Annotated in this window: 17 protein-coding genes; 5 read left to right on the top strand and 12 right to left on the bottom strand. The window is 40.3% G+C overall.

All coding sequences use genetic code 11. The annotated features are described in order from the left end of the window. Window positions 1-106: 106 nt before the first annotated feature. Complete coding sequence (locus tag ACLTU0_RS01095) at window positions 107-580, bottom strand: hypothetical protein (RefSeq protein WP_117968494.1); 474 nt, start codon at window positions 578-580, stop codon at window positions 107-109. Window positions 581-628: 48 nt separating this feature from the next. Beyond that, entirely contained in the window at window positions 629-1888 is a 1260-nt protein-coding gene (gene purD / locus ACLTU0_RS01090) for a phosphoribosylamine--glycine ligase (protein ID WP_412321056.1), read from the bottom strand. Window positions 1889-1938: 50 nt separating this feature from the next. Between purD and ACLTU0_RS01085 the strand changes: the two genes are divergently transcribed. Beyond that, the gene (locus ACLTU0_RS01085) at window positions 1939-2133 is read left to right on the top strand and encodes a hypothetical protein (RefSeq protein WP_412321055.1); all 195 of its coding nucleotides are present in this window, start codon (window positions 1939-1941) and stop codon (window positions 2131-2133) included. Here ACLTU0_RS01085 and ACLTU0_RS01080 read toward each other — a convergent pair. The 5 genes from ACLTU0_RS01080 to purE form a co-directional block, all read right to left on the bottom strand. Further along, the gene (locus ACLTU0_RS01080) at window positions 2130-3302 is read right to left on the bottom strand and encodes a phosphoribosylaminoimidazolecarboxamide formyltransferase (RefSeq protein ID WP_412321053.1); all 1173 of its coding nucleotides are present in this window, start codon (window positions 3300-3302) and stop codon (window positions 2130-2132) included. The two genes, ACLTU0_RS01085 and ACLTU0_RS01080, sit on opposite strands and share 4 nt — an antisense overlap. A gap of 37 nt (window positions 3303-3339) precedes the next feature. Continuing rightward, the gene (locus ACLTU0_RS01075; RefSeq protein ID WP_022230928.1) at window positions 3340-4053 is read right to left on the bottom strand and encodes an IMP cyclohydrolase; all 714 of its coding nucleotides are present in this window, start codon (window positions 4051-4053) and stop codon (window positions 3340-3342) included. Window positions 4054-4554: 501 nt separating this feature from the next. Next, a complete protein-coding gene (gene purN, locus ACLTU0_RS01070; RefSeq protein ID WP_412321051.1) occupies window positions 4555-5151 on the bottom strand; it encodes a phosphoribosylglycinamide formyltransferase in 597 nt (198 codons plus the stop codon). A 110-nt stretch (window positions 5152-5261) separates the two neighbouring features. Beyond that, window positions 5262-6320 carry a phosphoribosylformylglycinamidine cyclo-ligase gene (gene purM / locus ACLTU0_RS01065; RefSeq protein ID WP_412321050.1) on the bottom strand — a complete coding sequence of 353 codons (1059 nt, stop codon included), beginning with the start codon at window positions 6318-6320 and terminating at the stop codon, window positions 5262-5264. A 41-nt stretch (window positions 6321-6361) separates the two neighbouring features. After that, window positions 6362-6859, bottom strand: coding sequence for a 5-(carboxyamino)imidazole ribonucleotide mutase (gene purE / locus ACLTU0_RS01060; RefSeq protein WP_022230924.1), 498 nt, complete (start codon window positions 6857-6859; stop codon window positions 6362-6364). Window positions 6860-7089: 230 nt separating this feature from the next. On the opposite strand from purE, the gene ACLTU0_RS01055 reads away from it, so the two are divergent. Both ACLTU0_RS01055 and ACLTU0_RS01050 read left to right on the top strand, forming a co-directional pair. Next, on the top strand, window positions 7090-7728 hold the full coding sequence (locus tag ACLTU0_RS01055; RefSeq protein ID WP_412321049.1) for an S-layer homology domain-containing protein: 639 nt from the start codon (window positions 7090-7092) through the stop codon (window positions 7726-7728). A 219-nt stretch (window positions 7729-7947) separates the two neighbouring features. Continuing rightward, window positions 7948-9618, top strand: coding sequence for a rhamnogalacturonan lyase B N-terminal domain-containing protein (locus tag ACLTU0_RS01050; RefSeq protein WP_412321047.1), 1671 nt, complete (start codon window positions 7948-7950; stop codon window positions 9616-9618). A 60-nt stretch (window positions 9619-9678) separates the two neighbouring features. On the opposite strand, the gene ACLTU0_RS01045 is transcribed toward ACLTU0_RS01050, so the two are convergent. Continuing rightward, the gene (locus ACLTU0_RS01045; protein WP_022230921.1) at window positions 9679-10689 is read right to left on the bottom strand and encodes a GGGtGRT protein; all 1011 of its coding nucleotides are present in this window, start codon (window positions 10687-10689) and stop codon (window positions 9679-9681) included. Between the two features lie 24 nt (window positions 10690-10713). After that, window positions 10714-11406 (bottom strand): iron-sulfur cluster assembly scaffold protein, encoded by a 693-nt coding sequence (locus ACLTU0_RS01040; RefSeq protein WP_022230920.1) that lies wholly within the window; start codon window positions 11404-11406, stop codon window positions 10714-10716. Window positions 11407-11653: 247 nt separating this feature from the next. Here ACLTU0_RS01040 and ACLTU0_RS01035 point away from each other — a divergent pair, with 247 nt between their 5' ends. Then, on the top strand, window positions 11654-12877 hold the full coding sequence (locus tag ACLTU0_RS01035; RefSeq protein WP_412321045.1) for a 6-phosphofructokinase: 1224 nt from the start codon (window positions 11654-11656) through the stop codon (window positions 12875-12877). A gap of 144 nt (window positions 12878-13021) precedes the next feature. On the opposite strand, the gene ACLTU0_RS01030 is transcribed toward ACLTU0_RS01035, so the two are convergent. Together ACLTU0_RS01030 and ACLTU0_RS01025 are read right to left on the bottom strand one after the other, a co-directional pair. After that, window positions 13022-15664, bottom strand: a complete 2643-nt coding sequence (locus ACLTU0_RS01030) for a valine--tRNA ligase (RefSeq protein WP_412321043.1) — start codon at window positions 15662-15664, stop codon at window positions 13022-13024. A gap of 21 nt (window positions 15665-15685) precedes the next feature. Beyond that, on the bottom strand, window positions 15686-15871 hold the full coding sequence (locus tag ACLTU0_RS01025) for a hypothetical protein (RefSeq protein ID WP_117968601.1): 186 nt from the start codon (window positions 15869-15871) through the stop codon (window positions 15686-15688). Window positions 15872-16082: 211 nt separating this feature from the next. Between ACLTU0_RS01025 and ACLTU0_RS01020 the strand changes: the two genes are divergently transcribed. Continuing rightward, a complete protein-coding gene (locus tag ACLTU0_RS01020; RefSeq protein ID WP_308457041.1) occupies window positions 16083-16721 on the top strand; it encodes a single-stranded DNA-binding protein in 639 nt (212 codons plus the stop codon). A gap of 36 nt (window positions 16722-16757) precedes the next feature. On the opposite strand, the gene asnB is transcribed toward ACLTU0_RS01020, so the two are convergent. Next, the gene (gene asnB, locus ACLTU0_RS01015) at window positions 16758-18611 is read right to left on the bottom strand and encodes an asparagine synthase (glutamine-hydrolyzing) (protein WP_412321041.1); all 1854 of its coding nucleotides are present in this window, start codon (window positions 18609-18611) and stop codon (window positions 16758-16760) included. Between the last annotated feature and the right edge of the window lie 15 nt (window positions 18612-18626).

The following is an 18626-nucleotide window of genomic DNA, read 5'->3' as shown; positions in this document are numbered from 1 at the left end:
GCAAAGAAATCTTTCATCATATAACAATTTTAACATTCCTAAAATCATTAGTCAAGAAAAAAGCCGTCCGATTTTTTCAATCGAACGACTTTAATTGCCGTATCTCTTATCTTACAGCCGACAACATCATGCAGAGCATACCCAAAACCATAAAGGCAGTTGCCCACAAAAAGAAAATCGAAAGGAATTTAAAAACCATATATGCTGTGCCGTGGTCTTTTCCGGGCTTAATTTCTTCACCGTATATTGACAAAAATCCTTTATCCCAATCATCATCGACAAGTCCAAACATATTAGCATTGGTAATACTTGAAGTGTGTGAACGTTTTTCTTTTTCAATCTCTTTGTTAATTCTTTTCTCATCTCTGCTTATAAAAGACACCATTGCAAAAAGCATTACGGTAATACCTATCATCAAAGGCATAGTTATGCGTATTTTGTACATTGTCATCCTTGCCATGTACGTAAGTTCATTTACTTTCATAAATAAATTGCAAAGCCACAATACCACAAAAGCCGGTACTGCACCTATGCCAACCGATATTGCCGCATTTTTCAACATCCTTTTAGTTTTATTCATAATTATCCCTCCGCAAAGAGCAATCAAAAACGCCATTCACCTACAGAATTAATATTTCTTTATACCTATATCACTTCTATGGAATTCATCTGTCCAAGAAATTTTTGCAACACCTGCATAAGCATTTTTAATAGCCTCGTCAAGGTCTTTGCCGACAGCCGTAACACCAAGAACACGTCCTCCGTTAGTAACGATTTTACCGTCCTTTACCGCTGTTCCTGCGTGGAACACAGTCAAATCGCCTACGTTATCAAGACCGCTGATTTCATAGCCTTTTTTATAGCTTACAGGGTAACCGCCCGACGCCATAACAACGCATACCGCCGCATTATCTTCCCATTCAATGTTGATTTCATCAAGGCGTTCATCAATAACAGCCTCCATAATTTCAACAAGGTCAGTTTTTAATCTCGGCAAAACAACCTGTGTTTCAGGGTCACCGAAACGGCAGTTATATTCAATAACCTTAACACCGTTCGCAGTCATCATAAGACCGAAATAAAGCACGCCCTTAAATGGTCTGCCCTCACTGCTCATAGCCTTAATAGTCGGAACAAAAATATTTTTCATACATTCTTCCGCTTTTGCGTCATCATACAAACGGCTCGGTGAGAATGTACCCATACCGCCTGTGTTAAGACCTTCATCATTATCATATGCTCTCTTATGGTCTTGTGCCGATACCATAGGTTTAACAGTCTTACCGTCGGTAAATGCAAGTACACTGACTTCAGGACCTGTCAAAAATTCTTCGATTACTACACGACTTCCGCTCTTTCCGAACTTTCCGTCGTCAATCATTTCGTGAACGGCTTGCTCAGCCTCCTCAAGGTTTTGTGCTATGATAACACCCTTGCCAAGTGCAAGTCCGTCAGCTTTTATAACTGTCGGAAACGTGTTTTGCGCTTTGATATAATCAATCGCAGACGTACTGTCTGTGAACACTTCATAATTTGCGGTAGGAATATTGTACTTCTTCATAAGTTCCTTTGAAAAAGCCTTACTTCCCTCTATTATAGCGGCATTTGCACGAGGTCCGAATGCACGAATACCCTCTTTTTCCATTGCGTCAACCATACCAAGTACAAGCGGATCGTCAGGTGCAACCATAACAAGATCAATCGCATTGTCCTTTGCAAACTTAACCATATTTTCAATATCCGTTGCGGCAATGTCAACACACTCCGCAAGTTCCGCAATACCGCCGTTACCCGGTGCACAATAAATTTTATCTACCTTTGGCGACTGTGCTATTTTCCAAGCAATAGCATGCTCACGTCCGCCGCCGCCTACTACTAATATTTTCATAATTCGTTCTCCCTTTAATTAAAATACTCACCAATTAAAATCGCAGAATTGTGTGCAGTTCGTTTGAAACGGCGAGCGGTGCTGTACGTTGGTACTGCCCCGAGCCGTTGAATACGAAATATACCCAACCAGTAAAAGTCGCAGAATTAGTTTCAGATGTGCCAAAATGCAATGGGTGCTGTACGCGTGTACCGCCCCATTACTTTGAAGTGCATATGGAACTGATTATGCGTCTTTGGGATTAATGATGGAACAATCTTATACCTGTGAAACTCATACACATATTGTACTTGTTGCACGTTTCAATAACATTATCGTCACGAATTGAACCGCCGGGTTGTGCAATTACTGTAACACCGCTCTTTTTGGCTCTTTCAATATTGTCACCGAACGGGAAGAATGCGTCTGAACCAAGTGCAACATCTGTATTCTTATCAAGCCATGCTCTTTGTTCTTCCTTTGTGAACACTTCCGGCTTTACTTTAAATGTCTTTTCCCATACGCCGTCTGCAAGTACATCCATATATTCATCTGAAATATACACATCAATCGCATTATCTCTGTCGGCTCTCTTAATTCCGTCAACAAACTGCAAACCAATCACTTTCGGTGCTTGTCTCAGCCACCATATATCAGCCTTATTGCCTGCAAGACGTGTACAATGTATTCTTGATTGCTGACCTGCACCGATACCGATTGCCTGACCGTCCTTAACGTAGCAAACACTGTTTGACTGTGTATACTTCAATGTTATAAGCGCAATCTTTAGATCTCTCTTTGCCTCGTCTGAAAGTTCCTTGTTATTCGTTACTATATTTCCAAGCAATTCGTCATTAATATCCAGTTCATTTCTGCCTTGCTCAAATGTGACACCGAAAACTTGCTTTCTTTCGATTTCGGCAGGTTTATAATTTTCATCAATCTTTATGATGTTGTAATTGCCTTTTTTCTTTGCTTTTAAAATTTCAAGTGCCTCGTCTGTATAACCCGGAGCAATAACACCGTCTGAAACTTCTTTCTTTATAAGAAGTGCGGTAGCCTTATCACACACGTCCGAAAGAGCGATAAAATCACCGAATGACGACATTCTGTCAGCACCTCTTGCGCGTGCATATGCGTTGGCAAGCGGAGTAAGTTCAACGTCATCAACGAAATAAATCTTCTTCAATGTGTCAGACAACGGAAGTCCCACAGCCGCACCGGCAGGAGAAACGTGTTTAAAAGAAGTTGCGGCAGGAAGTCCTGTTGCTTTCTTCAATTCCTTTACAAGCTGCCAGCCGTTAAGCGCGTCCAAAAGGTTAATATAACCAGGTCTTCCGCAAATCACTTCAAACGGTAAATCTCCATTCTCCATAAACACTCTTGACGGCTTTTGATTAGGGTTACAGCCGTACTTTAATTGCATTTCATTCATTATTTTATCGTCCTTTCGTTTTTTATTTATGTAAATATTATTTGTTTTTGTTTACAATCTTTGTTTTTGTTTCGCCTGTTGCAAGGTCGATAAATCTTACAAACAACGAAACTTTATTATCCGCATTAAGTGAATTCCAAAGACCGTCTGTGAATTCATTAATATCGTTTGGAATTGCAACCTTTTTAGGCTCACCCTCAAATGACGGAAGCGGACTGCCGTCACCCATATATGTATGGATAAAGTGACCCTCACCGTCAAGCGGATTGTTATACGAAAAAGTATATCTTTGACAAGACTGCGGATTGCCATCAGCACTCTTTAGTATTGACATTGAATAATCAAATCCGCCCTTGTTAGGTTCAATAATACCCGATATTCTCGGTGTAAAGTTAGGGTCATCGTCCTCAAATTCACGAGTTCTTAATGACTGTTCAAATGTCTGACCGTTTTCCATATGTTCATAAATCGTATCTGTTTGGTCACCGTTTGTGACGATAGTCTTGTCACCAAGCACGCGAACAGGTGCATATATGATAAGATGCGGGTCTTCAAGCTTTGACGGGTCAAACGCTTGTGTACGAATACCGTCGCCGTCCTCAATAAATACACGGTTACGGCTGTTTACACTTCTGCCCATTATAAAATATGCCGTAACGGCACTTTTACCGTCAGCACTTTTTCCGATTACAATACCACGACCTGGATAGTCGTTGCTTTTTAGTTCTTCATATATATCAATTTTTTTCATTATACTTCTCCTTTTTAGTTGTAATAGCAGTCCGATTCCCACTTTATTGCGTTTGTGTCTACATACTCCCATATGCGATTGTAATCCGCTTGATTTCGGATTATATGGTCGTGAAATGACTTTTGCCATACAGGGTGTCCAATTTGTTTTGAACAATACCCTTTAAATTGATTGACTATTTGCGAGAGAGTAGGGGCGGTCATTGGCCGCCCGTTAATATCATTGTTATCTATGCGTATTATCAAATGCACATGATTCGGCATAATGACGTATTTGTCACCGTTATATTTTGATAATACAGTGGAATTTTTTCAATACCGATTTTAACAATCAAACCTAAATGATTTAATTTGTCTTGCGGGCGGCCGCTGACCGCCCCTACGGAACATTGTTGATTATTCCAAAATATTTTTTGTTTGTCTTTCGCGCATATAGTCACAAAATACGCACCGTTTTGTGAATAATCATAAAATTCCAACCTATTATTTTTACGGCTATTCATCACACCATATCGGCACAAACCAATTCAACGGCTTGAGGCAAAATAATCCATTCTGCCTGTTCCATAACACGTTTTTGCAAAATTTCAGGCGTATCGCCATCCTCAATATAAACCGCTTTTTGTAATAAAATCCTACCGCCGTCTGTGATTTCATTTACGAGATGTGCCGTTGCGCCGGTCACTTTAACGCCGTAATCAAGTGCCGCCTGATGTACTTTCAATCCGTAAAAGCCGTCACCGCAAAATGACGGTATAAGTGACGGGTGGATATTGACAATTTTATTTGCGTATTCTTTAAGCAAGTCACCGCCCAAAATCGCCAAAAATCCTGCAAGTACAATCACATCAACGTCCATTTCTTTCATATACGCACAAATTTGTCGGTTAAATTCGTCGTTATCACCGCGGCAATCGGCATTTTTGCGGATTACTTTAGTCGCAATACCTGCATTTTTTGCACGTTCAAGACCGTACGCCTTACTGTTATTTGAGCATACACACACAATCTTACCGCTTTTCAAAACAGTACCTTGTTTATCAATCAAAGCCTGTAAATTCGTGCCTCCGCCCGAAATAAGAACACCTATTTTTTTCATAAATTAAACCTCCTCGTGAAAAAGATGTGGTATATATCGGGAGCAAAAGGAACGCTGATGTATGTTTATACTTCAAGTTTCTTTTAAACCCGAGAGATGCCTCATATTTTTTACGAGATAACCTCATTATTACCGACTATCTCCACACCTTTTTCGCCGTCAACAAGTTCACCGATAATATACGCTTTTTCGCCTGCGTCCTCAAGGCACTTAACAGCCTTTTCAGCCTTATCCGCATCAACAGCTACTATCATACCGATACCCATATTGAATGTGTTGTACATATCTCTTTCCGGAATATCAGCCTTTTTCTGCATAAGGTTAAATATAGGAAGAACCTCCCATGAACCCTTTTTGATAACGGCTTTCAAACCGTCAGGCAACATTCTCGGAACATTTTCGATAAATCCGCCGCCTGTGATATGAGAAACGGTATTAATACCTACTTCGTCAATAAGCTTTAGAAGCGGTTTAACGTAAATTCTTGTCGGTGTCAAAAGTTCCTCACCGATTGTCTTGCCAAGTTCGTTTGAATATGTATTAAGAGTTTCCTTTGCGTTATTGTCATTAAGACCGAAAACTTTTCTTACAAGTGAATAGCCGTTTGAGTGAACACCGCTTGACGCGATACCGATAAGCACGTTACCTGCTTTTGCATTTTTACCGTCAGTGATTTTGCTCTTTTCAACAACACCAACGCTAAATCCTGCAACGTCATATTCATCTTCCGGCATCATTCCCGGATGTTCTGCAGTTTCACCGCCTACAAGCGCGCAACCCGACAAAACACAGCCGTCCGCAACGCCTTTAACGATTTGTGCAACCTTTTCCGGAACATTCTTACCGATTGCGATATAGTCAAGGAAGAACAACGGCTTTGCACCCGAACAAGCAATGTCGTTTACACACATTGCAACGCAGTCTTGACCGATAGTATCATGCTTGTCCATAAGGAAAGCAACTCTGATTTTTGTACCTACACCGTCAGTACCCGAAACAAGTACAGGATTTTCGTAGTTTTTCGGCATTTCAAAAAGTCCGCCGAAGCCGCCGATTCCGCCAAGTACGCCCTCAATCGTTGTCTTTTTAACGTCGTCCTTGATTAGTCTTACTGATTCGTAGCCCGCCTCAACGTCTACACCTGCTTGTTTGTACGCATTTTCACTCATATTTTTATCTCCTTTAAAATTGTTTTCACTTAAATATCAAATTACATTTCTGCAACTGCTTTTTTAATTTTTTCGTCTTTTTTCTCGACGCCCTCAACCATTTTAACCTTTGCGTCTTTTAGAGCGTCTTTCAAATAATCATATTTAATAGCAAGCATTTGTGCAGCCAAAATCGCCGCATTCGTGCCGTTATCTATACCGACCGTCGCAACAGGGATACCAGGAGGCATTTGGACTGTTGCCAAAAGTGCGTCCATACCCTCAAGTGTTGACTTAATCGGAATACCTATAACAGGTACTGTTGTGTGAGCCGCTATAACTCCACCGAGATGTGCCGCCATACCTGCCGCACAAATTATAACCTCAATACCGTTTTTCTCGGCATTCTTGGCAAATTCTGCCGCTTTGTCAGGTGTTCTGTGTGCAGAAATTACATTCACATCTACCTCAATTTTAAATTCTTTAAGCTTTGCAACGCAACTCTTTAATTTTTCAAAATCAGAGTCACTTCCCATTATTAATGCTACTTTAGGAGTCATAAAAACTCACCTGTCCTTCCCTAAAATTTACTTATAGTAATACATAATAATAGTATCAAAAATCGACCCTGTTGTCAATATTTCTTGCATATTCATTTAACTTATATTAACTAAAAATTCATCTGTAAACATTTATTGCAATTAACTAACCAATATGATAAAATTAAATAATCAAATTTAAAGGTATTTGCAATTACCGAATTTTAAGCAAATGGAACGGTGGAATTAAAATGTTAAAAAAAGCAATAACAATTATTCTTGCATTGGCGATGATGTCAGGTACATCTGTATTTGCAAGCAATGAAACAGAAGAAAGCAACAACGCAACTCAAATTGAGCAAAACAGTGAAGTCACCGCATTTGAAAGCGACATATCAAGAGCGGTATCACTTGGCATTATCAACAACGAAAACTACAACTTTAACGATGATATTACACGTGAACAATTCTGTAATTTTGTATACAACTTTGTAAACCCGATAAAAGAATTGCCCATATTCAAATATGAACGCGCTCCATTTGATGACACAAACGGCAATGACAAAATTACCGTATTATATTCCGCTAAAATAGTATCGGGTAAGGGCGATTATATCTTCTCACCAAACGACAAACTCACGCGTGAAGAAGCCGCAACAATTCTTTGCCGTGCCGCAAACTACTTAGACATTGAACTTCCGCTTGCCAAGGTAGATATGTCATACGCCGACAATAGCGAAATATCATCATGGGCAGTGTCTTCTGTGTACAGTTTAAAAACATTGAATATCTTAAACAACACTGACGAAAATTTTAATCCAAAAGCAAACATAACAATCAGCCAAGCTGTTTCCACATTGGTCAGATTGTATGACAAAACAGACAAGTAATTATTCGTCCAAATTTAAGTCGTAACATTATACTAATATTACACCAAATCACAAAATATTCTTGTCTATTTTATACCAATCATTTTTTCGTTTTTGTGCTACTTCTACAATTTTTCTTCGCTTGCAAAAAATATATTGACACATTGCACAAAGCCGTGTTATTCTTAGCTCATGTGGAGTTTAAGGAAATGGGAGAGCATGAAACGAAAGGAGAGTTTTATGAAAAACGAATCACAACTAAAGAGTTCAAAGAGGGGTGTACTGTTAAGACTTGCCATATTTATGGCTTTGATGATTTCCGCATTCATCATACCAAGTTCAGCTTTGGCTGATTTCGGTTACACCGAGGACAGTACAAATTACACCATAGACACGGGTGCAAACCTTGTGTTTAAAGTAAAACGTTCAAACGGTGATATTTCATCGCTTATTTACAACGGAACTGACTATAACGGCTACACAAACAAAAATTCACACGTCGAAACCGGTCTTGGTCAGTCGGACGTAACAATTTCACAGCCAAGCAGTTCAGTAATAATGGTCAAAGTAGTTTACGGAACATTAGAGCAATACTACGTTGCACGCAAAGGCGAAAACAACATCTATATGTTTAGATATATCGCCGATGACAGTGTAACCGTAACACGCTACATTGTCAGACTTAAACCGTCACTATTCCCTGTTTTGAATACTTCTAACAGTTGGTATAGTTCGTATTCAACCCTTGAGGCAAAGGATATATTCACCGACACCTCAACCGGTTACACATATTCAAAGCATTATTCAGATACAAGAGTAATGGATTATAATTACACAGGTATATCAAACGGCAACGTCGGTGCATACATTGTACGCAGTAATCACGAAAAAGCATCCGGCGGTCCGTTCTATCGTTCTCTTATCAGAGATAATACAGATGTTGCCGTAAATCTTTACGAAATACTTTACTACGGTATGGCACAGACCGATGTTAAGCGTTACGGCTTGCAAGGTCCTTATGTACTTGCATTCACTGACGGCGGCGAACCTTCATCAAAATTATATACCGGCAATTTAAAGACAGATTGGATTGATTCGCTTGGCATTCACGGTTGGGTCGGTTCAAGCGGCAGAGGCAGAGTTGCCGGAGTAGGTATCAAAAATATGAAATCAGATTATGAGTACGTTGTAGGTTTCTCAAATGATGAGGCTCAATATTGGACAAAAGCATCTGATTCAAACGGATACTTCTCCTGCACAAATATGCTGCCGGGAACATACACAATGACAATTTACAAAAACGAGCTTGCTGTTTACACAACTGATGTAACGGTAACTGCAGGCGGTACAAAAATTTTAAATTCAATAACAATTACCGATGACCCGTCAGACAATGACGTAACATGGCGAATCGGCGATTGGGACGGTACACCGCTTGAATTTAAGAACGGTTCACTTATGACTAAAATGCACCCGGCAGACAGTCGCGTTGAATCTTGGAAAGGCAACTACATTGTCGGCACATCAGACGCATCATCATTCCCTTGTTACATCTTTAAAGATGTCAATAACGGACTTATAGTATATTTCAGACTCAATTCCGAGCAAGCCGCCAAAGACCACACTTTGAGAATCGGTATTACAGGAAGTTATATCGGCGGACGTATTCAGCCATCGGTAAATTCGTGGACGTCTAAATTACCGTCAGCATCGAATCAACCGGGCACTCGTTTAATGACAATCGGTACTTACAGAGGTAACAATTATGCTTATTCATTTACAGTACCTGCATCAGCATTTAATACAAACACAAGAGATTGGAACCAACTTAAACTTAACGTTATAAGCGGTAGCAATGGCTCGGATTATCTTAGCCCGGCTGTATCAATCGACTGTATCGAACTTGAATAGTACAAAAAGACACCATTTAGCATTTGCTAAATGGTGTCTTTTAAAATACCGTTCTTTAAATTAGAACTTACCGGCCTTTGCAGCTTCCTCTACGGCAACGGCAACAGCAACTGTTGCGCCAACCATAGGGTTGTTACCCATACCGATAAGACCCATCATTTCAACGTGAGCAGGAACTGAAGATGAACCTGCGAATTGAGCGTCTGAGTGCATACGGCCCATTGTATCTGTCATACCGTATGAAGCAGGACCTGCAGCCATATTATCAGGGTGAAGTGTACGACCTGTACCACCGCCTGATGCAACTGAGAAATACTTCTTACCTTGTTCGATACATTCTTTCTTATATGTACCTGCAACAGGGTGTTGGAATCTTGTTGGGTTAGTTGAGTTACCTGTGATAGAAACGTCAACACCCTCGTGGTGCATTATAGCAACACCTTCACGAACATCGTCTGCGCCGTAGCAACGAACGTTTGCTCTTTCGCCCTTTGAGTAAGCTGTTTCTTTAACAATTTCAAGCTTACCTGTATAGTAATCAAACTTAGTCTGTACATAAGTAAAGCCGTTAATTCTTGAGATGATTTGAGCGGCATCCTTACCAAGACCGTTAAGTATAACTCTTAGGTCTTCCTTACGAGCCTTGTTTGCGCTTCTTGCAAGACCGATAGCACCTTCAGCAGCTGCGAATGATTCGTGACCTGCAAGGAATGCGAAACATTTTGTTTCTTCTCTTAGCAGCATTGCGCCAAGATTACCGTGTCCGATACCAACCTTTCTGTCGTCGGCAACAGAACCAGGTATACAGAATGACTGCAAGCCAAGACCGATTTTCTCAGCAGCCTCTGCAGCTGTCTTAACACCGTCTTTAATTGCAATAGCTGCACCTACTGTGTAAGCCCAACAAGCGTTTTCAAAGCAGATTGGCTGAATGCTCTTTGTGATGTTGTATGCATCAACACCGGCGTCATCACAGACTTTCTTTGCTTCTTCTATTGATGAAATGCCATGCTTTTTAAGCTCAGCATTGATTTGATCTATTCTTCTTTCATAACTCTCAAATAAAGCCATTATATATTTACCTCCCTTTTCAGATTATTCGTGTCTTGGGTCAAGAAGTTTTGCAGCATCGTCAACTCTTCCGTATTGTCCGCTTGCCTTTTCCAAAGCTTCGTTAGCGTCCATACCCTTAGCTATCATTTCCATCATCTTACCAAGATGAACAAACTTATAACCGATGATTTCGTTGTTATCGTCAACTGCAATCTTTGTTATGTAACCTTCTGCAAGTTCAAGGTATCTTGGGCCCTTTTCAAGTGTTGCATAAGTTGTACCAACCTGTGATCTAAGTCCTTTACCAAGGTCTTCAAGACCGGCACCGATTGGAAGACCGTCCTCTGAAAAAGCTGTTTGTGTACGACCGTAAACAATCTGCAAGAAAAGCTCTCTCATAGCTGTATTGATAGCATCACAGACAAGGTCTGTATTAAGAGCCTCAAGAATTGTCTTGCCTACAAGAATTTCTGATGCCATAGCAGCTGAGTGTGTCATACCCGAACATCCGACTGTTTCTACCAATGCCTCTTGAATAATACCTTCTTTTACGTTTAGTGTAAGTTTACAAGTACCCTGTTGAGGTGCACACCAACCAACACCGTGTGTAAGACCGGAAATATCTTTAATTTCCTTTGCCTGTGTCCATTTACCCTCTTGAGGGATTGGAGCAGGACCGTGATATGCTCCTTTTGTCAAAGGACACATATGTTCTACTTCTGCTGAATATTTCATACTATTACTCCTTTCGATTTATGCGGCAAAATCCGCTCATTATCTTCATTATAACATATTAATTTCATTGTATCAATAAAAAAATATACAAAATTATCGTTTATTGTAACTTTCTTTTTACATAAAAACATCATATCTCAAATATATCTCAAATATTATCGTTTTACTATTGCCCAAATTCGGATAAAATGTTATAATGTTAGCGTAATTTTTAAAATATATTTTCTCACAGAAAGGCTAAATAATTATGAACGGTAATGTAATTGTAGGACAATCGGGCGGACCGACATCTGTAATCAATTCAAGTCTTGTCGGAGTTTTTCAAGGCGCTAAGCGTGCCGGCTGCGGTAAGATTTACGGTATGCGACACGGTCTTGAGGGACTTTTGCAGGAGAGATATGTCGAGCTTAACGACTGTATCAAAAACGACCTTGATATTGAAATTTTAAAACGCACTCCTTCATCATTTCTCGGCACTTGCCGTTACAAGTTGCCACATTATGAAAAAGACAGTGCCGTATACGAAAAACTTTTTTCAATACTTAAAAAGCTTGATATTAAGCACTTCTTCTATATCGGCGGCAACGATTCTATGGATACGATAAAAAAGCTTGCCGAATACGCAAACAAGATAAACAGCGATATTACATTTATGGGCGTGCCGAAAACAATCGACAACGACCTTGATAAAACCGACCATACACCGGGTTACGGAAGTGCGGCAAAATACGTTGCGTCCGCAATGAAAGAAATCATTCTTGACACCGACACTTACACGACCGACTCAATCACAATAGTTGAAATCATGGGCAGAAACGCCGGTTGGCTTACAGCCTCGTCTGCACTTGCAAGAACGGAGGACTGTACAGGTCCCGACCTTATTTATCTTCCCGAAACACCTTTCAGCTACGATAAATTTGTAAGCGATATTTTAGAGGTTAAAAAGCATAAGTCGTCTGCTATTATTGCATTGTCGGAAGGTATACGAAACGCCGACGGTCAATATATATGCGAAACACAAAAGGACGATATGAAACTTGACGTATTCGGTCACAAAATGCTTGGTGAAACCGCACTTTTCCTTTCGGATATGGTTGGTAAAGATACCGGTATGAAGTCAAGAGGTATCGTGTTCTCAACACTTCAAAGATGTGCGTCACATATCGTTTCAAGACGTGATATAACAGAGGCATACGACGCAGGTGCAACAGCCGTTGCGGCGGCGCTTGCAGGCGAAACAGGTAAAATGGTTATATTTAAACGTATATCAAACGAGCCGTATAAAGTGTTTACCGAAACTCACGACATCGGCGATATTGCAAACGTTGAAAAGACTGTGCCTAAGGAATGGATTACCGAAAACGGCACCTATGTTTCGCAAGAATTTATAGACTACGCACGTCCGCTTATTATCGGCGAACTTACACCGTTTATGGTTGACGGTCTGCCGCGTCATTTGACAATAGACTAAAAAGTCTTGTTGACTGCCCAATACAATGTAATTTTAAAGAGTTTATTCAAAAATGAATAAGCTCTTTTTTCACACTTTCACCAATTCATCAGCTATTTCACAAACATACAAAAAGCAAGCCGATTTTTCGGCTTGCTTTTGATATTACATATTTTCCATTGACTTAATATTTTCAAGGACTTTTTCAAGCATTTCTTTATACTTTTCGCCCTTAGCTTTTTCTTCGTCAACGACCTTTTGAGGTGCTTTTGAAACGAAACCGGCATTATTAAGTTTGCCTTCTACACGTTTAATTTCGCCCTCAAGCTTTTTCTTTTCCGCATTAAGTCTTTCAAGTTCCTTTGTCTTATCAACAAGTTCATCAAGCGGCAAAAATACTTCCGCTGACGGAACAACCACGTTTACCGCGTTATCGCTGATACCGCTCTTATCCGTCTGAACAACTGCCTCACTTGCAGACGCAAGTTTTTCAAAGAATACTGTACCCTGCTCAAACACATCAGTTTTATCTGTTACGATAATAACCTTTGCTTTCTTTGACGGCGGAACATTCATTTCAGCTCTTCTGTTTCTGATAGCACTGATTGACTGCATAATAAGTTCTATACTCTCAACGTCCTTAGGGAAGTTAAGTTTTTCGTCATATTCAGGCCACTCACTTATCATAATGCTTTCGCCCTCATGAGGTAGGTGCTGCCAAATTTCTTCCGTAATAAACGGCATAAACGGGTGAAGCAACTTCATTGTATTTGAAAGTACATATGTCAATACATACTGAGCCGTCTTACCTGTCGGATTTTCCTTATCGAACAATCTAGGCTTTACAAGCTCGATATACCAGTCACAGAAGTTCTCCCAAATGAAATCGTACAAGTTTGAAAGCGCGATACCAAGTTCAAATTTATCAAGATTTTCAGTAACCAACTTAACAACGTCATTATACTTTGAAAGTATCCATTTATCCTCAAGCTGTAAATCGTTCAAATCAGGTAATTTATTTTCAGTTACATCAAGGTTCATAAGAGTAAATCTTGACGCATTCCAAATCTTATTTGCAAAGTTACGGCTCGCCTCAACACGTTCAATATAAAAACGCATATCGTTACCCGGTGCATTACCTGTTGCAAGAGTGAAACGCAACGCATCCGCACCGTATTGGTCAACAATTTCAAGTGGATCGATACCGTTACCAAGCGACTTACTCATTTTTCTGCCCTGGCTGTCACGAACAAGACCGTGAATAAACACATGCTTAAACGGTACTTCTCCCGTATGTTCAAGTGCCGAGAACATCATTCTCATTACCCAGAACGGAATTATATCATAACCTGTTACAAGCACACTTGTCGGATAGAAGTAATCAAGTTCTTCTGTCTTATCAGGCCAGCCAAGTGTTGAGAACGGCCACAATGCCGATGAGAACCAAGTATCAAGAGTATCAGGGTCTTGACGCATTTCCTTGCCGCACTTAGGGCAAACTGCACTGTCCTCTTTTGTAACAACAATTTCGCCGCAATCGTCACAATAGAAAGCAGGTATTCTGTGTCCCCACCAAAGCTGACGTGAAATACACCAATCACGAATATTTTCAAGCCAGTGGAAATACACCTTTTCAAAATGTTCGGGAACAAACTGTGTATCGCCGTTCTTAACTGCATCAATAGCAGGCTGTGCAAGAGGCTTCATTTTTACAAACCACTGCTTTGAAACGATAGGCTCAACAGTTGTACCGCAACGGTAACACTGACCTACGTTATGGCTGTGATCCTCAACCTTTACAAGAAGTCCTTCGTCCTCAAGGTCCTTAATCATTGCCTTACGACACTCATATCTGTCCATACCCTCATACTTGCCGGCATATGAATTCATCGTTGCGTCATCATTCATAACCTTAATTTGTGCAAGGTTGTGACGTTGACCGACTTCAAAGTCGTTAGGGTCGTGTGCAGGAGTGATTTTAACACAACCTGTACCAAATTCTTTATCAACATATTCGTCCGCAATAACAGGGATTTCACGTCCGACAAGCGGAAGAACAAGCATTTTACCTACTAAATCCTTATATCTTTCATCCTCAGGATTAACCGCAACGGCTGTATCGCCAAACAATGTTTCCGGACGTGTTGTTGCGATTATAACGTAATCGTCACTATCCTTTATAGGATACTTGATGTGCCAGAAGTGACCTGCCTGCTCGGCGTGTTCAACTTCCGCATCAGAAAGAGCCGTTATACAATGCGGACACCAGTTTATAATTCTTGAGCCTTGATAAATAAGTCCCTTATTATATAGATTTACGAATACTTCTTTAACCGCCTTACTGCAGCCCTCGTCCATAGTAAAACGTTCTCTGTCCCAGTCACATGAAGAACCGATTTTCTTCAACTGATTTATAATTCTTCCGCCGTACTGCTTTTTCCAATCCCATACTCTTTCAAGGAACTTTTCACGTCCCAAATCGTAACGGGTAAGTCCTTCGTTTACGCGAAGATTTTCTTCAACCTTAATTTGTGTTGCTATACCGGCGTGGTCTGTACCCGGAATCCATAACGCACTGTAACCTTGCATTCTCTTGTATCTGATAAGAATATCCTGAAGTGTTTCGTCAAGTGCGTGTCCCATATGAAGTTGACCTGTTACATTTGGAGGCGGGATAACGATTGTAAAAGGTTTCTTGTTTTTATCCACTTCTGCGTGGAAATATCCCTTTTCTACCCACTCATTATACAGCTTATCCTCAAATTCAGCCGGATTATAATTTTTTGCTATATTCTTTGCATCTTCCATTTATACTAACTCCTTTTAATTTTATCTTCCCAATATAAATACCGCCATAAAGGCAATTACCGCTAAAGCAAGTGCAATGTATTTGACTCGCAGGACCAACCCTTGGGTCGGCTCTTTTTTGAAAACTTTTTCAAGTATCAGTTCAGCTTTGAAAGTAAGAACTATCGCTATAAGACCGATAATAAAAGCCGTTATTTTAATAATCAAAAATACTCACACCCTTTCAATTTATACTCAGAAGAAAAAATACTCCATTTAATTATTATCGCATTTTAATGTATTTTTGTCAAGGTCAAACTGGTATAATATAAGAAAATATGTAGCATAATTAATTAATAAGCATAAAAGCGGACATATCCGAATAAATATAACTTGATGATAAAGAGCATTTAATTACAGCAGAGGAGGTTTTCTACACATGGATAACAACTTATCAAACAATCAGGCAATAATCATAGGAACTATTGAGGACGAATTTGTATTCAACCACGAAATTTACGCCGAAAAATTCTATACATTTACCGTTAAAGTACCTCGTTTAAGCGGTGCGTCGGATAATGTAAGAGTTATGGTATCTGAAAGACTTATAATGGACGGTGAATACTGTATCGGCGATATGATTGAGGTGACAGGTCAATTCCGTTCCTATAACAGTTACGAAAGCGGTGACAATCGTCTTGTTCTTACGGTGTTTGCAAAAGACATCTGCCACTTTGACGAAGAAGAAAGCAAAAATCCAAACACACTTTTCCTAAACGGATTTATCTGTAAAGAACCCGTTTACCGCACAACTCCGTTCGGTCGTGAAATTACGGATATTCTGCTTGCGGTAAACAGAAGTTACAACAAATCCGACTACATACCGATTATTGCATGGGGACGCAATGCTCGCTTTGCAAAAAATCTTCACGTCGGCGATAACGTAAAAATATGGGGACGTATTCAGTCACGAACATATCAAAAACGTATCAGCGAAGAAGAAACAATCACCAAAACCGCATACGAGGTATCTATCAATCGTATGGAGCTTGTTGAAAAAGAAGAAAAAGAGGAATAAAAACAAAGAGCAGACAAAAAAGTCTGCTCTTTGTTTTTACAGTATTCTCACTTTATAATCTCTAAGCAAATAATTCATCTGCACAATATATCCTATAAACTGCGGTCCTGCCATAAGCTGACCGAAAAACGGCTTACCGTAATCCGACGAACCGCCATCCAAAAGTGACGTTAATTTAGTTTTATCGCAAAGTGCCAAAATAGGTGCGTTCGGATCAGATATAATACCGTCAAGCAGCGTCTTAACCGCCTCCTCATAATGCGGATTATGCGTTTTCGGATACGGACTTTTACGTCTTAGACGTACATCTTCAGGCAAGATTCCCTTTGCCGCTTCACGCAATACATTTTTAGAAACATTGTCACGATTTTTCATTTCCCAAGGTATATTCCAAACGTACTCGACAAGTCTGTGGTCGCAGAACGGCACACGCACTTCCAGTCCGCTTGCCATACTCATTCTGTCCTTTCTGTCAAGCAAATTCGTCATAAACCAATTTATATTCAGATACGAAATTTCACGTCTGCGTTTTTCCTCATCATTATCGCCGTCAAAAATCGGCACTTCCGCAATACTTTCTTCATATCGCATACGCGAATAATTGTCTATATCCAAAGTTTCACGAACACTGTCAAGCAAAATATTATTTCTTATCGACAAATCATAGCACCATGGGAAACCGTGTGTTTCAAACGCTTTCTTCTCCCTAAACCATGGATAACCGCCGAATATTTCGTCCGAACATTCGCCGGAAAGCACAACTGTATGATTTTTCTTCACCTCACGACAGAAATACAGCAGTGACGCGTCTACGTCTGCCATACCCGGTAAATCTTTCGCCAAAAGTGCCTCCTCCAAAAGCTCCGTAAGCACGTTATTCGGGCAGACAAGATATGTATGGTTTGTATTAAATGCCTCCACCATTCTCGGCACCCATTTCGTATCACTGTCCGGCTGAAAATGCGACGCTTTGAAATACTTATTATTATCCTCGTAATCAAACGAATACGTTGAAAGTCTTTCGCCTTTTTTCTTCATTTCCATAGCACCGATTGCGGTTATAATACTCGAATCAAGTCCGCCCGATAGAAATGTTGCAATAGGCACATCTGAAATAAGCTGTCTTTTCACCGAATCATACACAAGCGAACGCACCTTTTCTATCGTTTCGTCGTAACTGTCTTTATGCTCACCGCTCACAAGCGACCAATATTTCTTTATTGTCATTCCGTGACGGTTAATTATCATATATCTTGCCGGTCGAAGTTCTCTTACATCTTTGAACACACCGACACCCTGTGTCCTTGCGGGGCTTAGCGCAAACAGTTCACAAAGTCCCGTTTTATCAAGCACTGCCGATACGTCCGGATATTCAAACAGTGATTTCAGTTCGGACGCAAACACCGTCACATCATTTTTCTGTGTATAGAAAAACGGTTTTACGCCGAATCTGTCACGACAAGCGAAAATTCTTTGTCGCATAGAATCCCAGATAACAAACGCATATATGCCGTTCAGCATTTCGGCACATTTTTCGCCGTAATGTATGTAGGCATACAATAGCACCTCCGTATCCGATGCAGTGGTAAATTCGTATCCGTGAGATTTCAAATCGTTTCTTATGTCGTTCGTGTTATAAAGTTCACCGTTATATGTAATCACAAATTCGTGTCCCTCTACTGTACGTTTCATCGGCTGAAGTCCGTTTTCAACGTCTATAACCGCCAAACGGCTATGAGCAAACACTGCGTGTTCGCCAACCCATTCTCCCCAAGAGTCCGGACCTCTGTGACGCAGTTTTTCTGCCATACGGTGAGCAACAGCAAGATTTTCTCGTTCGTTCTTGACAAGGTTTGTCTTAAAATTTATAAATCCGCATATTCCGCACATATCCTCTGCCTCCCA

It is taken from the genome of Hominilimicola sp., assembly GCF_046972485.1.
Lineage (GTDB): Bacteria > Bacillota > Clostridia > UBA1381 > UBA1381 > Hominilimicola > Hominilimicola fabiformis.
The sequence above is the reverse complement of the archived record's forward strand: the minus strand, read 5'-3'. Positions and strand labels throughout refer to the sequence as shown.

What these genes read in the sequence shown, in the direction of transcription:
- ACLTU0_RS01095 (WP_117968494.1), bottom strand. Translation starts at nt 580, where the DNA reads ATGAATAAAACTAAAAGGATGTTGAAAAATGCGGCAATATCGGTTGGC.
- purD (WP_412321056.1), bottom strand. Translation starts at nt 1,888, where the DNA reads ATGAAAATATTAGTAGTAGGCGGCGGCGGACGTGAGCATGCTATTGCT.
- ACLTU0_RS01080 (WP_412321053.1), bottom strand. Translation starts at nt 3,302, where the DNA reads ATGAATGAAATGCAATTAAAGTACGGCTGTAACCCTAATCAAAAGCCG.
- ACLTU0_RS01075 (WP_022230928.1), bottom strand. Translation starts at nt 4,053, where the DNA reads ATGAAAAAAATTGATATATATGAAGAACTAAAAAGCAACGACTATCCA.
- purN (WP_412321051.1), bottom strand. Translation starts at nt 5,151, where the DNA reads ATGAAAAAAATAGGTGTTCTTATTTCGGGCGGAGGCACGAATTTACAG.
- purM (WP_412321050.1), bottom strand. Translation starts at nt 6,320, where the DNA reads ATGAGTGAAAATGCGTACAAACAAGCAGGTGTAGACGTTGAGGCGGGC.
- purE (WP_022230924.1), bottom strand. Translation starts at nt 6,859, where the DNA reads ATGACTCCTAAAGTAGCATTAATAATGGGAAGTGACTCTGATTTTGAA.
- ACLTU0_RS01055 (WP_412321049.1), top strand. Translation starts at nt 7,090, where the DNA reads ATGTTAAAAAAAGCAATAACAATTATTCTTGCATTGGCGATGATGTCA.
- ACLTU0_RS01050 (WP_412321047.1), top strand. Translation starts at nt 7,948, where the DNA reads ATGAAAAACGAATCACAACTAAAGAGTTCAAAGAGGGGTGTACTGTTA.
- ACLTU0_RS01045 (WP_022230921.1), bottom strand. Translation starts at nt 10,689, where the DNA reads ATGGCTTTATTTGAGAGTTATGAAAGAAGAATAGATCAAATCAATGCT.
- ACLTU0_RS01040 (WP_022230920.1), bottom strand. Translation starts at nt 11,406, where the DNA reads ATGAAATATTCAGCAGAAGTAGAACATATGTGTCCTTTGACAAAAGGA.
- ACLTU0_RS01035 (WP_412321045.1), top strand. Translation starts at nt 11,654, where the DNA reads ATGAACGGTAATGTAATTGTAGGACAATCGGGCGGACCGACATCTGTA.
- ACLTU0_RS01030 (WP_412321043.1), bottom strand. Translation starts at nt 15,664, where the DNA reads ATGGAAGATGCAAAGAATATAGCAAAAAATTATAATCCGGCTGAATTT.
- ACLTU0_RS01020 (WP_308457041.1), top strand. Translation starts at nt 16,083, where the DNA reads ATGGATAACAACTTATCAAACAATCAGGCAATAATCATAGGAACTATT.
- asnB (WP_412321041.1), bottom strand. Translation starts at nt 18,611, where the DNA reads ATGTGCGGAATATGCGGATTTATAAATTTTAAGACAAACCTTGTCAAG.